Origin of the sequence: uncultured Neptuniibacter sp. (assembly GCF_947498015.1) — a bacterium.
In the GTDB taxonomy this organism is placed as follows: Bacteria; Pseudomonadota; Gammaproteobacteria; order Pseudomonadales; family Balneatricaceae; genus Neptuniibacter.
Map to the genome: position 1 here is coordinate 123,520 of NZ_CANMIR010000003.1, position 14,942 is coordinate 138,461.

Genomic DNA, 14,942 nt, shown 5'->3' on the forward strand with positions numbered 1-14,942 from the left:
TTTGTATCGTAAAGATACCTACACTAAGCTCCTTGGGCCACCATCAATGATGGGGCCTTTTTTTTGCCTGCTAGTTCATACGACGCTCTAAACCCGCCTGCGCCATGATACGTGTTGAGATCTCTTCAATCGAAAAGTTGGTGGTATTGATACAGGGGAGTGAGAGCTTTTTGAACAATTTCTCTACTTCACGCACTTCAAAATCACATTGGTCTAAAGATGCATAACGACTGTTGGGACGACGTTCATGGCGGATGGCCGCCAACTGAAATGGATCGATAGTTAAGCCGTATAACTTATGCTTATATTCTTCAAGAACCTTTGGTAACTTGTTGAATTCCAAGTCTTCCTCAGTAAGAGGGTAGTTGGCCGCACGGATGCCGAACTGCATTGCCATGTAGAGACAGGTCGGTGTTTTTCCGCAGCGTGAGACACCGACCAGAATAATATCAGCGTTTGCATACTGCTTTGTTCGGGCACCATCATCGTTATCGATAGCAAAATTAACAGAATCAATACGGTCTTTATAACGGGTGCGCTCGACAATGCCGTGAGATTTACCCACCGAGTAGTTTGAGTGGGCGTCTAACTCGTTTTCTAGAGGCTTAAGAAAGCTGGAGAATACATCAATTTTGAATGCATTTGATTCCGCGATGATATTCCTGATCTCCTCATTAACCACTGTATCGAATATGAGTGGCCTGATGCCATCGATCTCTGCCTGAGCATTGATTCGCATAACGATATCACTGGCTTTGTCGACGGAATCGATATAGGGCAGGGTGATCTGATCAAACTCAATACCATCAAACTGAGCCAGCAGACTATGACCCAAAGCTTCTGAGGTAATACCGGTGCCATCGGAGATAAAAAAAGCAGTACGTTTCATAAAGTTTGTTACAGATAGCTAAGAAATTTGCGTTGACTATAACAGAAGTGAAACAACAATGACGCTAGTGTGTTGGTAGGATCATTATCCGTTGAGCAGTATGGAGTAACGTTAAAGCTGGAGCAGTTGTTTTTGATCACGATTTACATGCTTAGATAGGGATTTTTACAATCGAGTGCAGTAAGATCATGAAACATTATTATAACGATAGATTACAACACCAGAGTAGGAGATAGGCCGTTGCAGAACTATGTACTGCGCCTCGATCAGGTAGGTATGAATGATGTAGAGAAGGTTGGTGGAAAAAACGCTTCTCTAGGGGAAATGCTACAACAACTCACCGGTGCTCACGTAAAAGTACCCAATGGTTTCGCAACAACGGCTGATGCTTACCGAGATTTTCTTGCCCACGGTGAGCTTGAATCAAAGATAAACGATAAGCTGCATAAACTGGATACAAATGATATCCAGGCACTCAAGGATGCAGGTAAAACGATCCGTACCTGGATAATGGAAGCGGACTTCCAACCGCAACTTGATACTGCAATAGAAACCTATTGGCAGGAACTGTCTGAATCAAATCCCAATATCTCAGTTGCTGTACGATCCTCTGCCACCGCAGAGGATCTGCCGGATGCATCATTTGCCGGACAGCAGGAAACATTCCTTAATGTGCGTGGGCTTGATGCCGTAAAGCACGCAATCAAGGAGGTGTTTGCATCCCTCTATAATGATCGTGCAATCTCTTACCGTGTACACCATGGTTTTGAACACAGTGAAGTAGCACTTTCTGCAGGCATTCAGCGGATGGTACGTAGTGAGAGCGGATCTTCCGGTGTGATGTTTACGCTGGATACCGAGTCCGGTTTCAACCATGTGGTGTTCATTACCTCCGCTTACGGCTTGGGTGAAACGGTTGTTCAGGGAGCGGTCAACCCTGATGAGTTTTATGTCTATAAACCGACACTGAAAATGGGTGCTCCAGCTATCATTCGTAAAACACTGGGCTCAAAAGCGATCAAGATGGTGTATTCAGCGGATGACGCTGAGAGCCCGGTTAAAACAGTGCCGGTTTCTCCGGACGATCGGCAGTCATTCTCGATTGATGATAACGATGTGGAACAGCTTGCACATATCGCAATGGAGATTGAATCCCATTATGGCCGTCCTATGGATATAGAGTGGGCGAAAGATGGTGATACGGGCGAACTTTTCGTCGTGCAGGCGCGTCCGGAAACGGTTAAAAGCCGGAGCAACCAGGCGGTGATAGAACGTTACCTTCTTAAAGAGACCAGCCAGGTCTTAGTTGAAGGACGCTCTATTGGCCATCGTATTGGATCCGGTCATGTTCGTGTGATCTACGACATCAGTGAGATGGACAAGGTGCAGCCCGGTGAAGTTCTGGTCACCGATATGACAGACCCAGACTGGGAGCCTGTGATGAAACGGGCTGCGGCAATTGTGACTAACCGCGGTGGGCGTACCTGTCATGCTGCGATCATCGCTCGTGAACTGGGTATCCCGGCTATCGTGGGCTGTGGCGATGCCACTGAACAGTTCGTGAATGGCCAGTTGGTGACGGTTTCCTGTGCTGAGGGTGATACTGGACGTGTATACGCTGGTAAGTTGGATTATGAGCATCAATCCAACAGTGTCGAGTCGATGCCCCCTCTGCCGTTCGAGATCATGATGAATGTCGGCAACCCTGATCGTGCATTTGATTTCCAGGCGCTGCCTAATGCCGGAGTTGGTTTGGCAAGGCTCGAATTTATCATCAATCGTATGATCGGCGTTCATCCGAAGGCGCTGCTGAACTTTGACAGCCAGTCACCTGCACTTCAACAGACCATCTCTCGGCGTATCGCAGGCTATAAAAGCCCGGTAGATTTCTATGTAGATCGATTGGTGGAGGGGATCTCGACACTTGCAGCAGCGTTCTATCCGAAAAAAGTGATCGTGCGTATGTCCGATTTTAAATCGAACGAATATGGTCATCTGATTGGTGGCGATCGGTTTGAGCCTAGCGAAGAGAATCCGATGTTAGGTTTCCGCGGTGCTGCACGCTATATCTCTGAGAACTTCAGAGATTGTTTTGAACTTGAATGTCGCGCTATAAAGCGTGTGCGAGATGAGATGCAGCTGACCAATGTTGAGGTCATGATCCCGTTTGTTCGTACTCCGGGTGAAGCAAAACAGGTTGTCGATCTTCTTGCAGATAATGGCCTCAGAAGAGGCAAAAACGGTTTGCGCGTCATTATGATGTGTGAGATCCCATCCAATGCCTTGTTGGCGGATGAGTTCCTCGAGCACTTTGATGGGTTCTCAATCGGTTCCAATGATCTGACCCAGCTCACTCTGGGCCTGGATCGAGATTCAGGGGTTATTGCTCATTTGTTTGATGAGCGTGATGCGGCAGTCAAGAAGCTGTTGATGATGGCGATCACTGCGTGTAAAAAACAGGGTAAGTACATCGGCATCTGTGGTCAGGGTCCTTCTGATCATCCAGATCTGGCACGTTGGTTGATGGAGCAGGGGATCAGTACTGTTTCACTTAACCCTGATTCCGTACTCGATACCTGGTTTTTCCTGGCGAATAATGAAAGTTAAGCCACTGTCATGAACAAGGCCGCTGATTGCGGCCTTTTTTATTTGGATATCAAATTTTATTGAATTGAGGAATGTTAAGGAGAGACAACTCTTATTCCCCTATCTTGCTCTCTTTAACTCCCAATCAGGTAAAGATAATGAGCGAAGATAAAAGTAACCAGCAGGAAGATAGGAAACAGGGTTCTGCTACGGAGACTGAGGTTCAGCAGGTGGAACCATCAAAAGAGTCAGACAAAGAGCGTCCAACAGTCTGCTGTGGCTCCTGTTCATAAGAGTCACCTGCAATGAAGCAGCTGATTGCTGCTTCAATCTACATGCGCCATGCTGTTACTCGAACAGATAGAATAACGAGCAGACCCGATATCGCTCCAGCCAGATGGGAGCGACAATCAAGAGCCCACCCCTCAGTGACAAAAACTGATTGCGCCTGTGTCAGTTCCATTATTGTTTTGAATATGATCAACAGGATTGGGAGCCATCCGCTCATCCCTTTTTGAGTGTTGAGCCATTCGATGGCAGCCACTGTCATAACTGCATATAAAATTCCGGACAAACCACTGTACTGTAGAACTGATGCCAATGGGGATAGCAGGTACAGATTAAGATTGATGAAACTGACAATCAGGGTGAGGACATAGAGCCTGACCTGCCGCTGTTCCAGATAATAACCACAGAATACAAACACCAGAAGATCCCAGAACAGATGATCTGTAGAGCTATGCACCAGATGAGCGGTTATCAATCTCCAGTATTCACCCTGTTCCCGAATGGCTTGGTAGTCAAAACAGAGCCAGTCGATCACTGGCCAGAATTGATTAACCCAGCCAATAAACAGTGCAACAATACTGATACTCAAGGTGATCACATAACCTCCCCTCAAGTGATGAGGGGAGGGTGCTGAGCATTTATTTTTCACAGTGCTACCTGAATCTAGAGCCTAACTCGGCGGAGCTGTACAAAAGCAATCGATATAGCGATTGCGAATACTAGCCAGGGGGAAACGGCTCCGCTACCTGAGCCTGAACGAGAGGGGGTGATCGTGGCTCGAGGTTGTGGTTTAACAGGCCCGTTAGTGCTCTTTTGTGGAAACATAGGCTGTTTTGAATCAGCACGATGTTGTTGAGCGCTGATCTGAGTTTTCTCGCGGGTTTGACGTGCTACAGATTCTCTTTCTATGCGCTTTTGATTGTTACGATCGATATTTAATGCCTTAAAAACCTCTTCACGAACAACAACCATAGAGGTGTAATCTGTGACCAATCCATATTCTATGGCCGTATCGAGAATGGCCTGCTGAGTATCATTGTCGCTACCAAGGTATTCATTTTCTGCTTTCAACTTTTCGATGGTGGCGAATGCCCAGAGGCGCTCAAGTTCAGGATGCAGGGAGGCATGGTCTGGGAACTCTATCCGACTGCTGTATGTTTTCTTCTGGCCGTTGATATAACCCGTTAAGGTTATCTCGGCGTCTCCTGGCTCATAGTAATGTCCAAACAGAGTTAATTGCTGGCCATGATAGAGTGTATTTGCAAGGCGAGGAGAGACCATCTCTCTATTACGAACTCCCTTAATTTCGACATTGATGTCACGTAGCGCGGCATGATTCATTTTCTCTTTAGTCAGCATCAGTTGTCCGATAATGTCGTCTGAGTTAGAGACTGAAGTAGCGAAACCGTGTGATACACGCACCATCTCTTCGAGCAGAGGTCGATTGGCACTGTTTCCCATGATAAAAGTGAATAGCCTGACATCCTTGTTGTTAAGAAGATTCAGAAACTGCTCTTTTTGAGTATGACCGACATTGGCTACACCGTCCGTGACTAGAATAAGGGCAGTAGTTCGATCGCTATCCAGTTGTGAAACTGCGGTATCTAATCCAGCGTACAGGTTAGTTCCATGACTTGGTTGTATTTGCTGTATCTGTTGAATGGTCTTGTTGATTTCATTTTTGGTGGCCGGAAGCAGGCCCTTAGTTATCGGATGTGCGCGATTGTTAAATAGCACTACGCGGAACCTGTCCTGAGTTGATAACTGTTCTAAACCTTGTCTAACACCTTCAGTCAGCGCAGAAAACTTACCTTGCATAGAACCGGAGATATCCAACACAAATATCCAGTCTTTCCCCTGTTGCATCTCAGGAAGATCACTACCCGGGGTGAGTGTGAGTTTATAGGTGCCTTTTGAGCTATCTGCCTGCTTATACGTAATCATATCAACACTGGCAGGGAGGTCTTGCTGATGCCGCCAATAAAGCACAATATCCTGATCCAGGGTGGCGGCATGGGTGTTTATCGCTGGTGATGGAGTGTGGAGGGTATCTTCATCAATCTGGTTTGATTGGCCTTTATTCAGATTTACACTCCAGCTGTGATCATTCAATTGGTGAATGAGGGCGTTTGGGTGTTTGGGTAATCTCAGACCATCAAGTGGGTAGCTGGTTCTCAATTTTACATTGAATGTGAATAGGTCATCGACAATTTCATCTCTCTGCCAGAAGCTCAGCTTCGCTTCATCGACACCGCCGTCCTCAAGCGGGTAAACATAGCGCCCTATCCCGGTATCCGTTTGTGTATTCTGTAGATATACCAGTTTGACTCTGACATCTTGCTGGGCTTTGACTGGAAATACTGAGATATCGAACGTTTTGTATTGATCCTTTTCGACTATGGCTGCTTCACGACCCTGCTGTTTCTCAGATTCATATATCTGACGTGCTTGCTGTTTTTCTACAACTTCACCTGTAACCGGAACTCCATCTATCCAGTAGCTAAACTCACCTACAACTGCTTTTTCGGGTACTGGAAAGGAGTAGATCGCCTCTAGGTCTGTTGAATTAGGATTTGAAAATATCTGTTCTACTGTCGTGGTTGCGTACATATCTTCGATCACAACATTGACATGGTGTTCTTTGATAGTCAGCGCACTATAGGCGCTATTTTGCGGTTTAAGCAGGCCGGCCGCTTCACTGGTAGATGTGATCAGAATGGTGCTCAGGCCGATAAGAGCAAGAAGGCTGTAAAACCGATTTTTTGAGATGATATTCATTGCTGTGTCCTCGTTTTAACAACGAGAGCAAGCATCTGTTGAGACGTTAGAAATAAGTACTTATTCAGGATAAGTTCAGCGGTATTGATCCTCAGGTATCAGTTATTGATACGAATTAAACTAAATCATTTCATGATCTTCTTGAACAGAGAGTATTGCCACTGACGTATAGCGAGCACCATGGTGGTCCCATGTTTTTCACCGTTAGGTGCTGCGTGATCCTCCTTCATCAACTCATTGAACTCAGTTGCTAGACGTTCCATCTTCTTCTGAAGGCGGGCATTAGAACTGTCAGTCAGAATGGCATTGGTCACAATCAGTTTTTCATTGGCTTTATCGAATCGGGAACTGAAAAAATCCTGTTCAACTTTTTGTTGGAAGAATTGCTGAATCGGTCCGTTGGGGAGCCAGTGGAAATTGGGTGCTATGAGCAATTTGACACGGTTGTTAGGCAGTAGGTCAATAATTTTCAGACGATCTAACTTAGCTAGCTTCTGAATACATTCAGTCTCAGCGATATCGTATGCATTCAGTATATCTGAGTAGGACATGCCACTGATTACGCTGACGGTTATAAGCAGCAAGATCAGATCTTCTGCAATCTCTCTCTCCTGATCTCTGGTCAGTTGAGTCAGCTGCTGCTGATCAGCACTCATTTTTTGGACGAGTTCTGATAGTTCAATATCGAGCATGTCACAGATTATCTCTAAGCGCTGTAGGGTAAAATTCCTCTCAGCAAAGAGTCGCTTAACGGAGGCTTCGCTTAAGTCGAGTGCTTTAGCAACATCGACATATGTTTTACCTTGTGCTTTGAGCTGGCGCTTAAGCGTCTCAATCAATGGGCCTACCTGTGCCATATCATCTCCTTAAACATTGCCATAAAAATACTATATATAATTAATGTGCTTTGCGTCATCAGTTGTCAGCACTGCAAGTACTAATTGATTCTTTCAACATGGCAAGGCAGATTCGCCCGTTTAAATTGTTGCTCAATCATGGATAAAAGAGATTCTGCAGCGGGACTGAGCGCGCGGCCTTTTCGAGTGATAATACAGATTTCCCGGTTTAATGTTGGCGATTTCAATGGAATAAATACCAGATGTTGAAAAGCACGCGTACTGGCAGCAAGGGCGGGTAACAGGGAGATACCAATCCCAGCATGAACCATCTCTGCCAGTCCGGCTGGTGTTGATACCTCAATGATGCTGCCCTGTAAATTCAGATTGAGGTACTCACTTTCAACCAGTTTGAGAAGTTGTGATCGGGTGCCTGAATCGGATGTGAGGTGTACCTGTGGGAGTTCGCAGATATCTTTCCATTCAATAATATTTTGTTTCCGAAGCGGGTGGTTATGTGGCAATACGACACCGTATAGGTCATTCAAGACGGGTTTGTAATTAAGCTCTGATTGCGCTGAATGGTTTCCGCCAATACCAAAATCAACATCGTTATCCAGAACGCGCTGTTCAATACCGCTGGCATTATCATCTCGCAGATATATACCAATTTTAGGATATTGCTGATGGTAATTTTTTATAATGTCAGGCAGAACGCGACCAATCATTGAAGGCGAGGCTGCGATACCGATCTTTCCCCTTTGATGAGTGGCAACAGCCTGAAGATCACTAAAAGCAGTATCAAAATCAGAGATCAATTTTTCTGCAACCGGCAGGAACCCTGTTCCTTCGCCTGTTAGTAGAACGCTGCGGGTTGTACGATCCAGTAACTTCAACCCAGCTTGTTCCTCCAGTTGCTTGATCGTGGCGGTTAGCGTCGATTGAGTCAGGTGAAGATTATGTGCGGCTTTGGTGAAACTACCGCAACTGGCGACTTCAATAAATGCACGTAGATGGCGTACGGATACATTATTCATATTTATCAATTAATTGATTAAATTTTATCGTTTGAATGATTAATGGTAATTCTGCATCATAGCGCGCATCCTAGCAATTTATGAACTAAACGCTTGCGATCCATCTGCAGGGTCCAACTTACGTTTAGATAGAGGTAAGTTATATGATTCCTCGTCTTTCCCAGGTCGAGACTACAGAAACAATCTATTTGGAGTTTATTGAGGCGTTGAAAAGCGCTGGCTTCAAAGGTGATCTTAACCCCGATTATGCCAATCGAATCGTACTGTCGACTGATAACAGTATCTATCAGATGTTACCCCAGGGGGTTATCTACCCGAAAAGTACTGACGATCTGATATTGATTGCCGAGCTGGCAGATGAGGCGCGTTTCTCTGACGTTAAGATGAGTGCACGAGGCGGTGGAACAGGTACCAATGGCCAGTCTTTGACTGATGGGCTGATCGTTGATCTGTCGAAACATATGAATCAGGTACTTGAGATCAATGCGGAAGAGCGTTGGGTTCGGGTTCAAACTGGTGTTGTTAAAGATCAGCTCAACCGCGCACTTAAGCCCTACGGTTTATTCTTTGCTCCTGAGCTTTCGACAAGTAACCGTGCAACCGTGGGTGGCATGATCAATACCGATGCCAGCGGTCAGGGCTCGGTGATGTACGGGAAGACCCGCGATCATGTATTAGAACTTAATTCGGTCCTCATCGGGGGTGAATGCTGGACCTCTAAGTCATTAGCTGATGATGAACTTGAGTTAGTGAAACAACGAGAAGACAGAATTGGAGAAATTCATCGGTTAGTGGATCAGGTTTTTACGGATAAGCGATCTCTGATTGATGAGAAATTTCCAAAGTTAAACCGTTGTCTGACCGGATACGATCTGGCTCATATTCGTGATGATCTGGGGCGCTTTAATCTGAATTCGGTGCTTTGCGGTGGTGAAGGGTCATTGGCATTTATTGCTGAAGCAAAACTGAATGTCCTACCGATTCCTAAATTCGCAGCGCTGGTTAATATCAAATATGACAGCTTCGAATCCTCTTTGCGTGATGCAACGGCACTCATGAAATGGAATCCCACGTCAATTGAAACCATCGATTCTAAGGTCCTGAACCTCGCCATGGGCGATATTATTTGGGACACAGTCAGCCAGTATTTCCCACAGGATGAAGGTGAGCCAGAGATTCAGGGAATCAATCTTGTTGAGTATACCTCAGATGATGAAGAGGCTTTGCGCGCAGATGTAGCAAACTTAGAAGCACATCTTCACGCCGTAGCGGGACAATCGGGAAAAAGCTTTGGTTTTTCGGTGGTCTACGGTGCTGGTGAGATTGGTAAGGTCTGGGCGATGCGGAAAAAAGCTGTCGGTTTGCTCGGCAATGCTCAGGGTGAGGAGCGCCCGATACCTTTTGTTGAAGATACGGCTGTTCCACCTGAAAATCTCGCTGATTTCATCATGGAGTTTCGAGCAGTTCTCGATCAACGCAATCTGGCTTACGGCATGTTTGGCCATGTTGATGCAGGGGTGCTGCACGTTCGACCCGCTATTGATATGAAGGATCCTCAACAGGAGTCTCTTATCAGAGAAGTGACCGATAAGGTCGTCGCTTTGACAGTTAAATACAAAGGACTGTTATGGGGTGAGCATGGTAAAGGGGTTCGTTCTGAATATGCTCCTGAATTTTTTGGTGAGCTTTACCCTGAATTGCAACGGATTAAGGCTGGATTTGACCCGCGCAACCAGATGAACCCCGGCAAAATAGCGTCACCGGCTATCGAAGGGGCAGAGCTTCTCAAAATTGACGCAGTCCCCACACGTGGTCAGTACGATCGACAGATCAGCCCTAAGGTGCGGGAAGAGTATAATGAAGCGATGTTCTGCAACGGGAATGGTGCCTGTTTCAACTATGATCCCAATGATGCGATGTGCCCATCCTGGAAAGGAACGCGGCAGCGGATTAACTCTCCAAAGGGGCGTTCATCACTGATCCGGGAATGGCTGCGATTGATGGATAAGCAGGGAACTGATCTGGTTGAAGAGGCAGATAAGGTTAAACGTCGTTCTTTTATTGGATCACTACCGGGCAGAATCAAAAATACCCTGGCACGAAACAAGGAAGAGCAATACGATTTCTCGCACGAAGTCCATGAGTCAATGATGGCGTGCCTGGCATGTAAATCCTGTGTGGGTCAGTGTCCGATTAAAGTCAATGTGCCAGATTTCAGAGCCCGCTTCCTAGAGGTGTATTACGGTCGCTACCTGCGTCCTGCAAAGGATTATATGGTCGGTTCCTTAGAATATATGATTCCATGGCTTTCTAAGTTCCCTGCACCCTATAACTGGGCGATGAAGAATTCGGCGATCAAAAGCATCTTTCGTAAACATGTAGGAATGGTTGATAGTCCGACTATCTGCACAAATTCACTTATATCAGGAATGAAAGCGCGTGGTGTTGAGTTCGCCACACCAGCATTAATCAAAGCGATGAACGATGAAGATCGGCAGAATGCTGTGATCATCGTACAGGATGCGTTTACAAGTTATTTTGAAACTCAGTTGGTGTTAGATCTTGTCGATCTGCTAACCGGTTTGGGTTTTTATGTGCTGATGGCACCGTTTAAGCCGAATGGTAAGCCACTACATGTACATGGCTTTATGAAGGCATTTGAGAAGGCGGCATGTGATAATTCATTAATGTTGAAAGAGTTAAGTGAGACAGGTATCGATTTGATCGGTATTGACCCCTCCATGACTCTGACTTACAGGCAGGAGTATGGCTATGTCATACCGGAAAAGAACTTGCCACAGGTGCAGCTAATACAGGAATGGTTATCTAAGCAAACGGATAAGTTGTCTACCTTCAACAACCGCAGTTTACCAGCCGGTGATTTTAAGCTGTTAGCACACTGTACTGAGAAAACTAACGCCGCGCCAAGTATCAAACTATGGCAACAGATCTACGGGGCGATGGGGCAGAAATTGGAGATTGTGGCTGTGGGTTGCTGTGGTATGTCCGGTACCTATGGTCACGAGACGCAGAACTTCGAAACATCTCGCAATATTTACCAATTGAGCTGGTCTGAAGTGGTTAATGCGCCTGAAAACAGTGATAAGTTGGTTGCCAGCGGCTACTCTTGTCGTAGTCAGGTGAAGCGAATGGATCAGAAGCAGATTCCACATCCAATTCAGATGCTCCTAACGCTCTTAACAGAGCATAAATGGCGATAAAAAAACGCAGCTTTAAGGCTGCGTTTTTTTATATGCTGAAGAATGTTTGGGTAAACGCCGGATATGAAACTCATGGATGCCATTTTCAATGAGCATCTTGGTATAGTTCTGAGCGTCTTCTCTACTGCTAAAGTTACCTGCTGCGTAGGCGGTTAGATCGGCAGTGTAATTAAATGTATATAGGGGGGCCTTCAGGGGGAACCTTTCAAGAGCGCTTTTAAGGTTATTGTGACTTCTGAACACCCCTAGCTGAATGGTGTATCCTGCATCGACCGAAAGAGCTTTTTCTGGTGTAGGCTCTCCCTTTTTACTCGGAGCAGCAATTGCTTTAGGAGTGACTCGTTTTTCTCTGTATGGCGAGGTTGGTATATCCTGTGGTGCAGTATTTGTCTGATGCCCATGTGCAGCGTAGAGGGCAGCTAGTTGTGATTCACGTGTTTTTTTAAGAGCCAGCCTGCGTTCCCTTAATTCTGAAGGAGACAATACATCCTCTGTATGATCTTTGGCTTGGGTCAGAACATTATCGTTATTATGGCGATTATCGACAGGTACAGTTCTGCTGCAGCCCGGTAGGACAGCTCCTAATAGACAGAGGATAGCTACACTAAATTTCCAATCACAGCTAACAGTCACGATATTCCTGCATAAGTTGTAGTGCAATTGCACAATTTATCGGCGAATATACGGCATGATTTAATAAGAGCATCGACTAGCTAAAGGTGCAAATTTTTTAAGGAGTTAAATGTGGAAGATCTTCTACCGGAGCTGTGTGATCAGTTTCCTGAACTAGTTCAGGTTGTAGAGCCAATGTTTGGTAATTTTGGTGGTAGTGAACGTTTTGGTGGTGAGATAGTGACCCTTAAAGCGTTTGAAGATAACTCCCTGGTGCGTGAACAAGTTGCACTGCCTGGCAAAGGCAAAGTGCTGGTGGTAGATGGTGGTGGTTCTATGCGTCGTGCCATGCTTGGAGATATGCTTGCAGAAAAAGCGACTAAGAACGGCTGGGAAGGGATCATCATCTACGGTTGTATTCGTGATGTGAATGCGATTGGTGATCTGGATATCGGCGTGCAAGCGCTGGGTTGTCATCCAATGAAAACAGAGAAAAAGGGCTTGGGTGAGCTTAATGTCGATGTCACTTTTGGCGGTGTGACATTCAAACCGGGGCAATATGTTTATGCAGACAATAATGGAGTATTAATATCTCCGGAAAAGCTTGAAGTGACTGAATAAGATTCAGTTTCATATTCAATACAGATCTAAAGCCCGTCTATACGGGCTTTATTTTTTATCAATGATTATTCCCGTGATACCCCCTGAAAACATCTAGCTACCTTTGAACGTTGCTTTGGATTGGATACATGCCCAGCATTCCAATAATTAACCGCAGCCATCATCGGCACTGCAGAGGAAGTAACAAACTCTGTTGCTGCACTGATGTTCCTAAGGCAGATCATTAAATGTATTTGAAATATATCTTTATGTTTATATAATGTGCATTAAATACATTATAGTGGTGCCGGAGATGAATAATACTAAAGAGCAGCATCGGAACTGGATGGAAGTTACAGGTACTGCGGTTAATAGAGTGCACAAAACCTCGGGACTTAAAACCACTGCAAAAAATGAAAAGACAAAGCACGAGGTTGGTAATGAAAAGAACAGAAGCGCTGATTCCGTTAAGTAAAGACCATCATAAAGCACTGGTTACAGCAAAAAGGATTAACGATCTCGCAGAGGAAGCTGAAGTTGAGATCCGAAACTATTGGTATGCAAAAAGAGAGGTGTTGTTACGTGAGTTAACACCCCATTTTGAAACAGAAGAGCAAACATTGCTGCCGTTGTTGAAAGAGATCTCAGCAGATCTGTCTGAACGTCTGTTGTCAGACCACAAGTTGATGCTGTCGATGCTTCGAGATGAAGATAATGTCCAGCCAATCGAATTTGCTGAGTTGCTTAAAACACACGTGAGATTTGAAGAGCGTGAAATGTTTCCTCTTCTGGAGGAAAAATACGGTGATTCAGAGCTGTTATCGCGGTTAAAAGGAGAGCTTTAACAGCTCTGTATTAAACTTTCAGCCATTTTAGGGTTTCGGAGCATATCTTCAAGGGTGTATTGCTCCAGTACCTGCATAAATGCTTTCTGGGCTTCTCCCAGAATATTTTGTAATGAGCAAAACCCTGTCAAACGGCACATCTGTTCACCACAATTGATTAATGGATGATAGCCCTCCGCCTCACCTACAATCTGGGCAATGTTTATATCGCGTGGCGCTTTTGCGAGCCTGATGCCACCATTTTTACCGCGAAATGTTTCCAGATGACCGGCTTTAGAAAGCGCATGTACAACCTTTCTCAGGTGCTCTACAGATATTTCGTAGCAACCGGCTATCTCCGAAAGGGTAACCAGGCGGTCATCATTTGTTGCTACGTAGAAAAGTACACGAAGGGTGTAATCAGTAAATCGGCTAAGTTGCATAGGCCTACACTTATAAAAGATGTTTTTAAAATATACGTTATTGTTAGTATTCAGGGCAAGAGGTGTATTAATTTATGCTTATGTTGGCTGCTTTGCTTGAAGTTTCAGCAAGCTCCCCTATATAGATGTATTCCTGACAACGGTTTTCAGAAGGAACCAGTGTGTACAAGTTACTTATATTTGATTGGGACGGAACCATCATAGATTCAGCATCACGGATTGTTTCTAGTATGCAGGCCGCAGCGCGTGATTGTGATTTCTATGTGCCTACCGATGATGAGGTACGTAATATTATCGGTTTAGGGTTGCCAGAGGCGATACGGATTCTCATCCCGGGTGTCACAGATCAGGGTATAACCCAGATGCGTGAACGCTATGGTCACTATTATTTAGGTGAAGATTCTACACCTACACCTTTATTTCCCGGTGCCCGAAGCTCACTTGAAAGCATGCATGCTAAAGGGATGCGTATGGCCGTTGCTACGGGCAAAAGTCGAAGAGGGCTAGGCAGAGCATTTGCAGATACCGGTTTGGGTTTTGTATTTGAAACGTCCCGTTGCGCCGATGAAACGACCTCAAAGCCTGATCCGCATATGCTTGAGGAGATTCTTGCTGAAACGGGCGTGTCTCCTGCTGAAGCATTGATGATAGGTGATACTGAGTACGATCTTGATATGGGAAAAAGGGCAGGGATGGATGTTATCGCTGTCAGTTATGGTGCCCATCACCTCGATCGATTAAAAGGGTATAACCCGGTACTTGAAGTTCATAATTTCCCTGAGCTTGAAAAGTGGCTGGATAACCAGAGCGTTTTTGCCTGATGAAAGG

13 protein-coding genes are annotated in these 14,942 nt (G+C 45.4%); 6 read left to right on the forward strand and 7 right to left on the reverse strand.

What is annotated here, in order from left to right:
* Positions 1–70: 70 nt before the first annotated feature.
* Complete coding sequence (locus tag Q0882_RS04720) at positions 71–889, reverse strand: pyruvate, water dikinase regulatory protein (RefSeq protein WP_299178609.1); 819 nt, start codon at positions 887–889, stop codon at positions 71–73.
* A gap of 240 nt (positions 890–1,129) precedes the next feature.
* Between Q0882_RS04720 and ppsA the strand changes: the two genes are divergently transcribed.
* Both ppsA and Q0882_RS04730 read left to right on the forward strand, forming a co-directional pair.
* Positions 1,130–3,496 (forward strand): phosphoenolpyruvate synthase, encoded by a 2,367-nt coding sequence (ppsA, locus tag Q0882_RS04725; RefSeq protein WP_299178611.1) that lies wholly within the window; start codon positions 1,130–1,132, stop codon positions 3,494–3,496.
* Between the two features lie 137 nt (positions 3,497–3,633).
* Positions 3,634–3,768: a hypothetical protein gene (locus tag Q0882_RS04730; RefSeq protein WP_299178613.1), complete on the forward strand. Its 135-nt coding sequence runs from the start codon at positions 3,634–3,636 to the stop codon at positions 3,766–3,768.
* A 38-nt stretch (positions 3,769–3,806) separates the two neighbouring features.
* On the opposite strand, the gene rrtA is transcribed toward Q0882_RS04730, so the two are convergent.
* The 4 genes from rrtA to Q0882_RS04750 all read right to left on the reverse strand — a co-directional run bounded on the left by rrtA (position 3,807) and on the right by Q0882_RS04750 (position 8,414).
* Positions 3,807–4,412, reverse strand: coding sequence for a rhombosortase (rrtA, locus tag Q0882_RS04735; protein WP_299178615.1), 606 nt, complete (start codon positions 4,410–4,412; stop codon positions 3,807–3,809).
* A gap of 14 nt (positions 4,413–4,426) precedes the next feature.
* A complete protein-coding gene (locus tag Q0882_RS04740; protein WP_299178617.1) occupies positions 4,427–6,541 on the reverse strand; it encodes a VIT and VWA domain-containing protein in 2,115 nt (704 codons plus the stop codon).
* A 125-nt stretch (positions 6,542–6,666) separates the two neighbouring features.
* Positions 6,667–7,398 carry a helix-turn-helix transcriptional regulator gene (locus Q0882_RS04745; protein WP_299178619.1) on the reverse strand — a complete coding sequence of 244 codons (732 nt, stop codon included), beginning with the start codon at positions 7,396–7,398 and terminating at the stop codon, positions 6,667–6,669.
* An 80-nt stretch (positions 7,399–7,478) separates the two neighbouring features.
* On the reverse strand, positions 7,479–8,414 hold the full coding sequence (locus tag Q0882_RS04750) for a LysR family transcriptional regulator (protein ID WP_299178621.1): 936 nt from the start codon (positions 8,412–8,414) through the stop codon (positions 7,479–7,481).
* A gap of 143 nt (positions 8,415–8,557) precedes the next feature.
* Between Q0882_RS04750 and Q0882_RS04755 the strand changes: the two genes are divergently transcribed.
* Entirely contained in the window at positions 8,558–11,635 is a 3,078-nt protein-coding gene (locus tag Q0882_RS04755) for an FAD-binding and (Fe-S)-binding domain-containing protein (RefSeq protein WP_299178624.1), read from the forward strand.
* A 12-nt stretch (positions 11,636–11,647) separates the two neighbouring features.
* Here the strand turns inward: Q0882_RS04755 and Q0882_RS04760 are convergent, their stop codons facing one another.
* Positions 11,648–12,268 carry an SPOR domain-containing protein gene (locus Q0882_RS04760; protein WP_299178626.1) on the reverse strand — a complete coding sequence of 207 codons (621 nt, stop codon included), beginning with the start codon at positions 12,266–12,268 and terminating at the stop codon, positions 11,648–11,650.
* Between the two features lie 111 nt (positions 12,269–12,379).
* On the opposite strand from Q0882_RS04760, the gene rraA reads away from it, so the two are divergent.
* Entirely contained in the window at positions 12,380–12,868 is a 489-nt protein-coding gene (gene rraA, locus Q0882_RS04765) for a ribonuclease E activity regulator RraA (protein ID WP_299178628.1), read from the forward strand.
* 419 nt (positions 12,869–13,287) lie between these two features.
* Positions 13,288–13,692 carry a hypothetical protein gene (locus Q0882_RS04770; protein WP_299178630.1) on the forward strand — a complete coding sequence of 135 codons (405 nt, stop codon included), beginning with the start codon at positions 13,288–13,290 and terminating at the stop codon, positions 13,690–13,692.
* On the opposite strand, the gene Q0882_RS04775 is transcribed toward Q0882_RS04770, so the two are convergent.
* Positions 13,689–14,114: an Rrf2 family transcriptional regulator gene (locus tag Q0882_RS04775; RefSeq protein WP_299178632.1), complete on the reverse strand. Its 426-nt coding sequence runs from the start codon at positions 14,112–14,114 to the stop codon at positions 13,689–13,691. The two genes, Q0882_RS04770 and Q0882_RS04775, sit on opposite strands and share 4 nt — an antisense overlap.
* Positions 14,115–14,275: 161 nt before the next feature.
* Between Q0882_RS04775 and Q0882_RS04780 the strand changes: the two genes are divergently transcribed.
* Positions 14,276–14,935: an HAD-IA family hydrolase gene (locus tag Q0882_RS04780; RefSeq protein ID WP_299178634.1), complete on the forward strand. Its 660-nt coding sequence runs from the start codon at positions 14,276–14,278 to the stop codon at positions 14,933–14,935.
* Positions 14,936–14,942 lie beyond the last annotated feature (7 nt).

Coding starts and splice junctions, on each gene's coding strand:
- Q0882_RS04720 (WP_299178609.1), bottom strand. CDS start 889: ATGAAACGTACTGCTTTTTTTATCTCCGATGGCACCGGTATTACCTCA.
- Q0882_RS04730 (WP_299178613.1), top strand. CDS start 3,634: ATGAGCGAAGATAAAAGTAACCAGCAGGAAGATAGGAAACAGGGTTCT.
- Q0882_RS04740 (WP_299178617.1), bottom strand. CDS start 6,541: ATGAATATCATCTCAAAAAATCGGTTTTACAGCCTTCTTGCTCTTATC.
- Q0882_RS04745 (WP_299178619.1), bottom strand. CDS start 7,398: ATGGCACAGGTAGGCCCATTGATTGAGACGCTTAAGCGCCAGCTCAAA.
- Q0882_RS04750 (WP_299178621.1), bottom strand. CDS start 8,414: ATGAATAATGTATCCGTACGCCATCTACGTGCATTTATTGAAGTCGCC.
- Q0882_RS04755 (WP_299178624.1), top strand. CDS start 8,558: ATGATTCCTCGTCTTTCCCAGGTCGAGACTACAGAAACAATCTATTTG.
- Q0882_RS04770 (WP_299178630.1), top strand. CDS start 13,288: ATGAAAAGAACAGAAGCGCTGATTCCGTTAAGTAAAGACCATCATAAA.
- Q0882_RS04775 (WP_299178632.1), bottom strand. CDS start 14,114: ATGCAACTTAGCCGATTTACTGATTACACCCTTCGTGTACTTTTCTAC.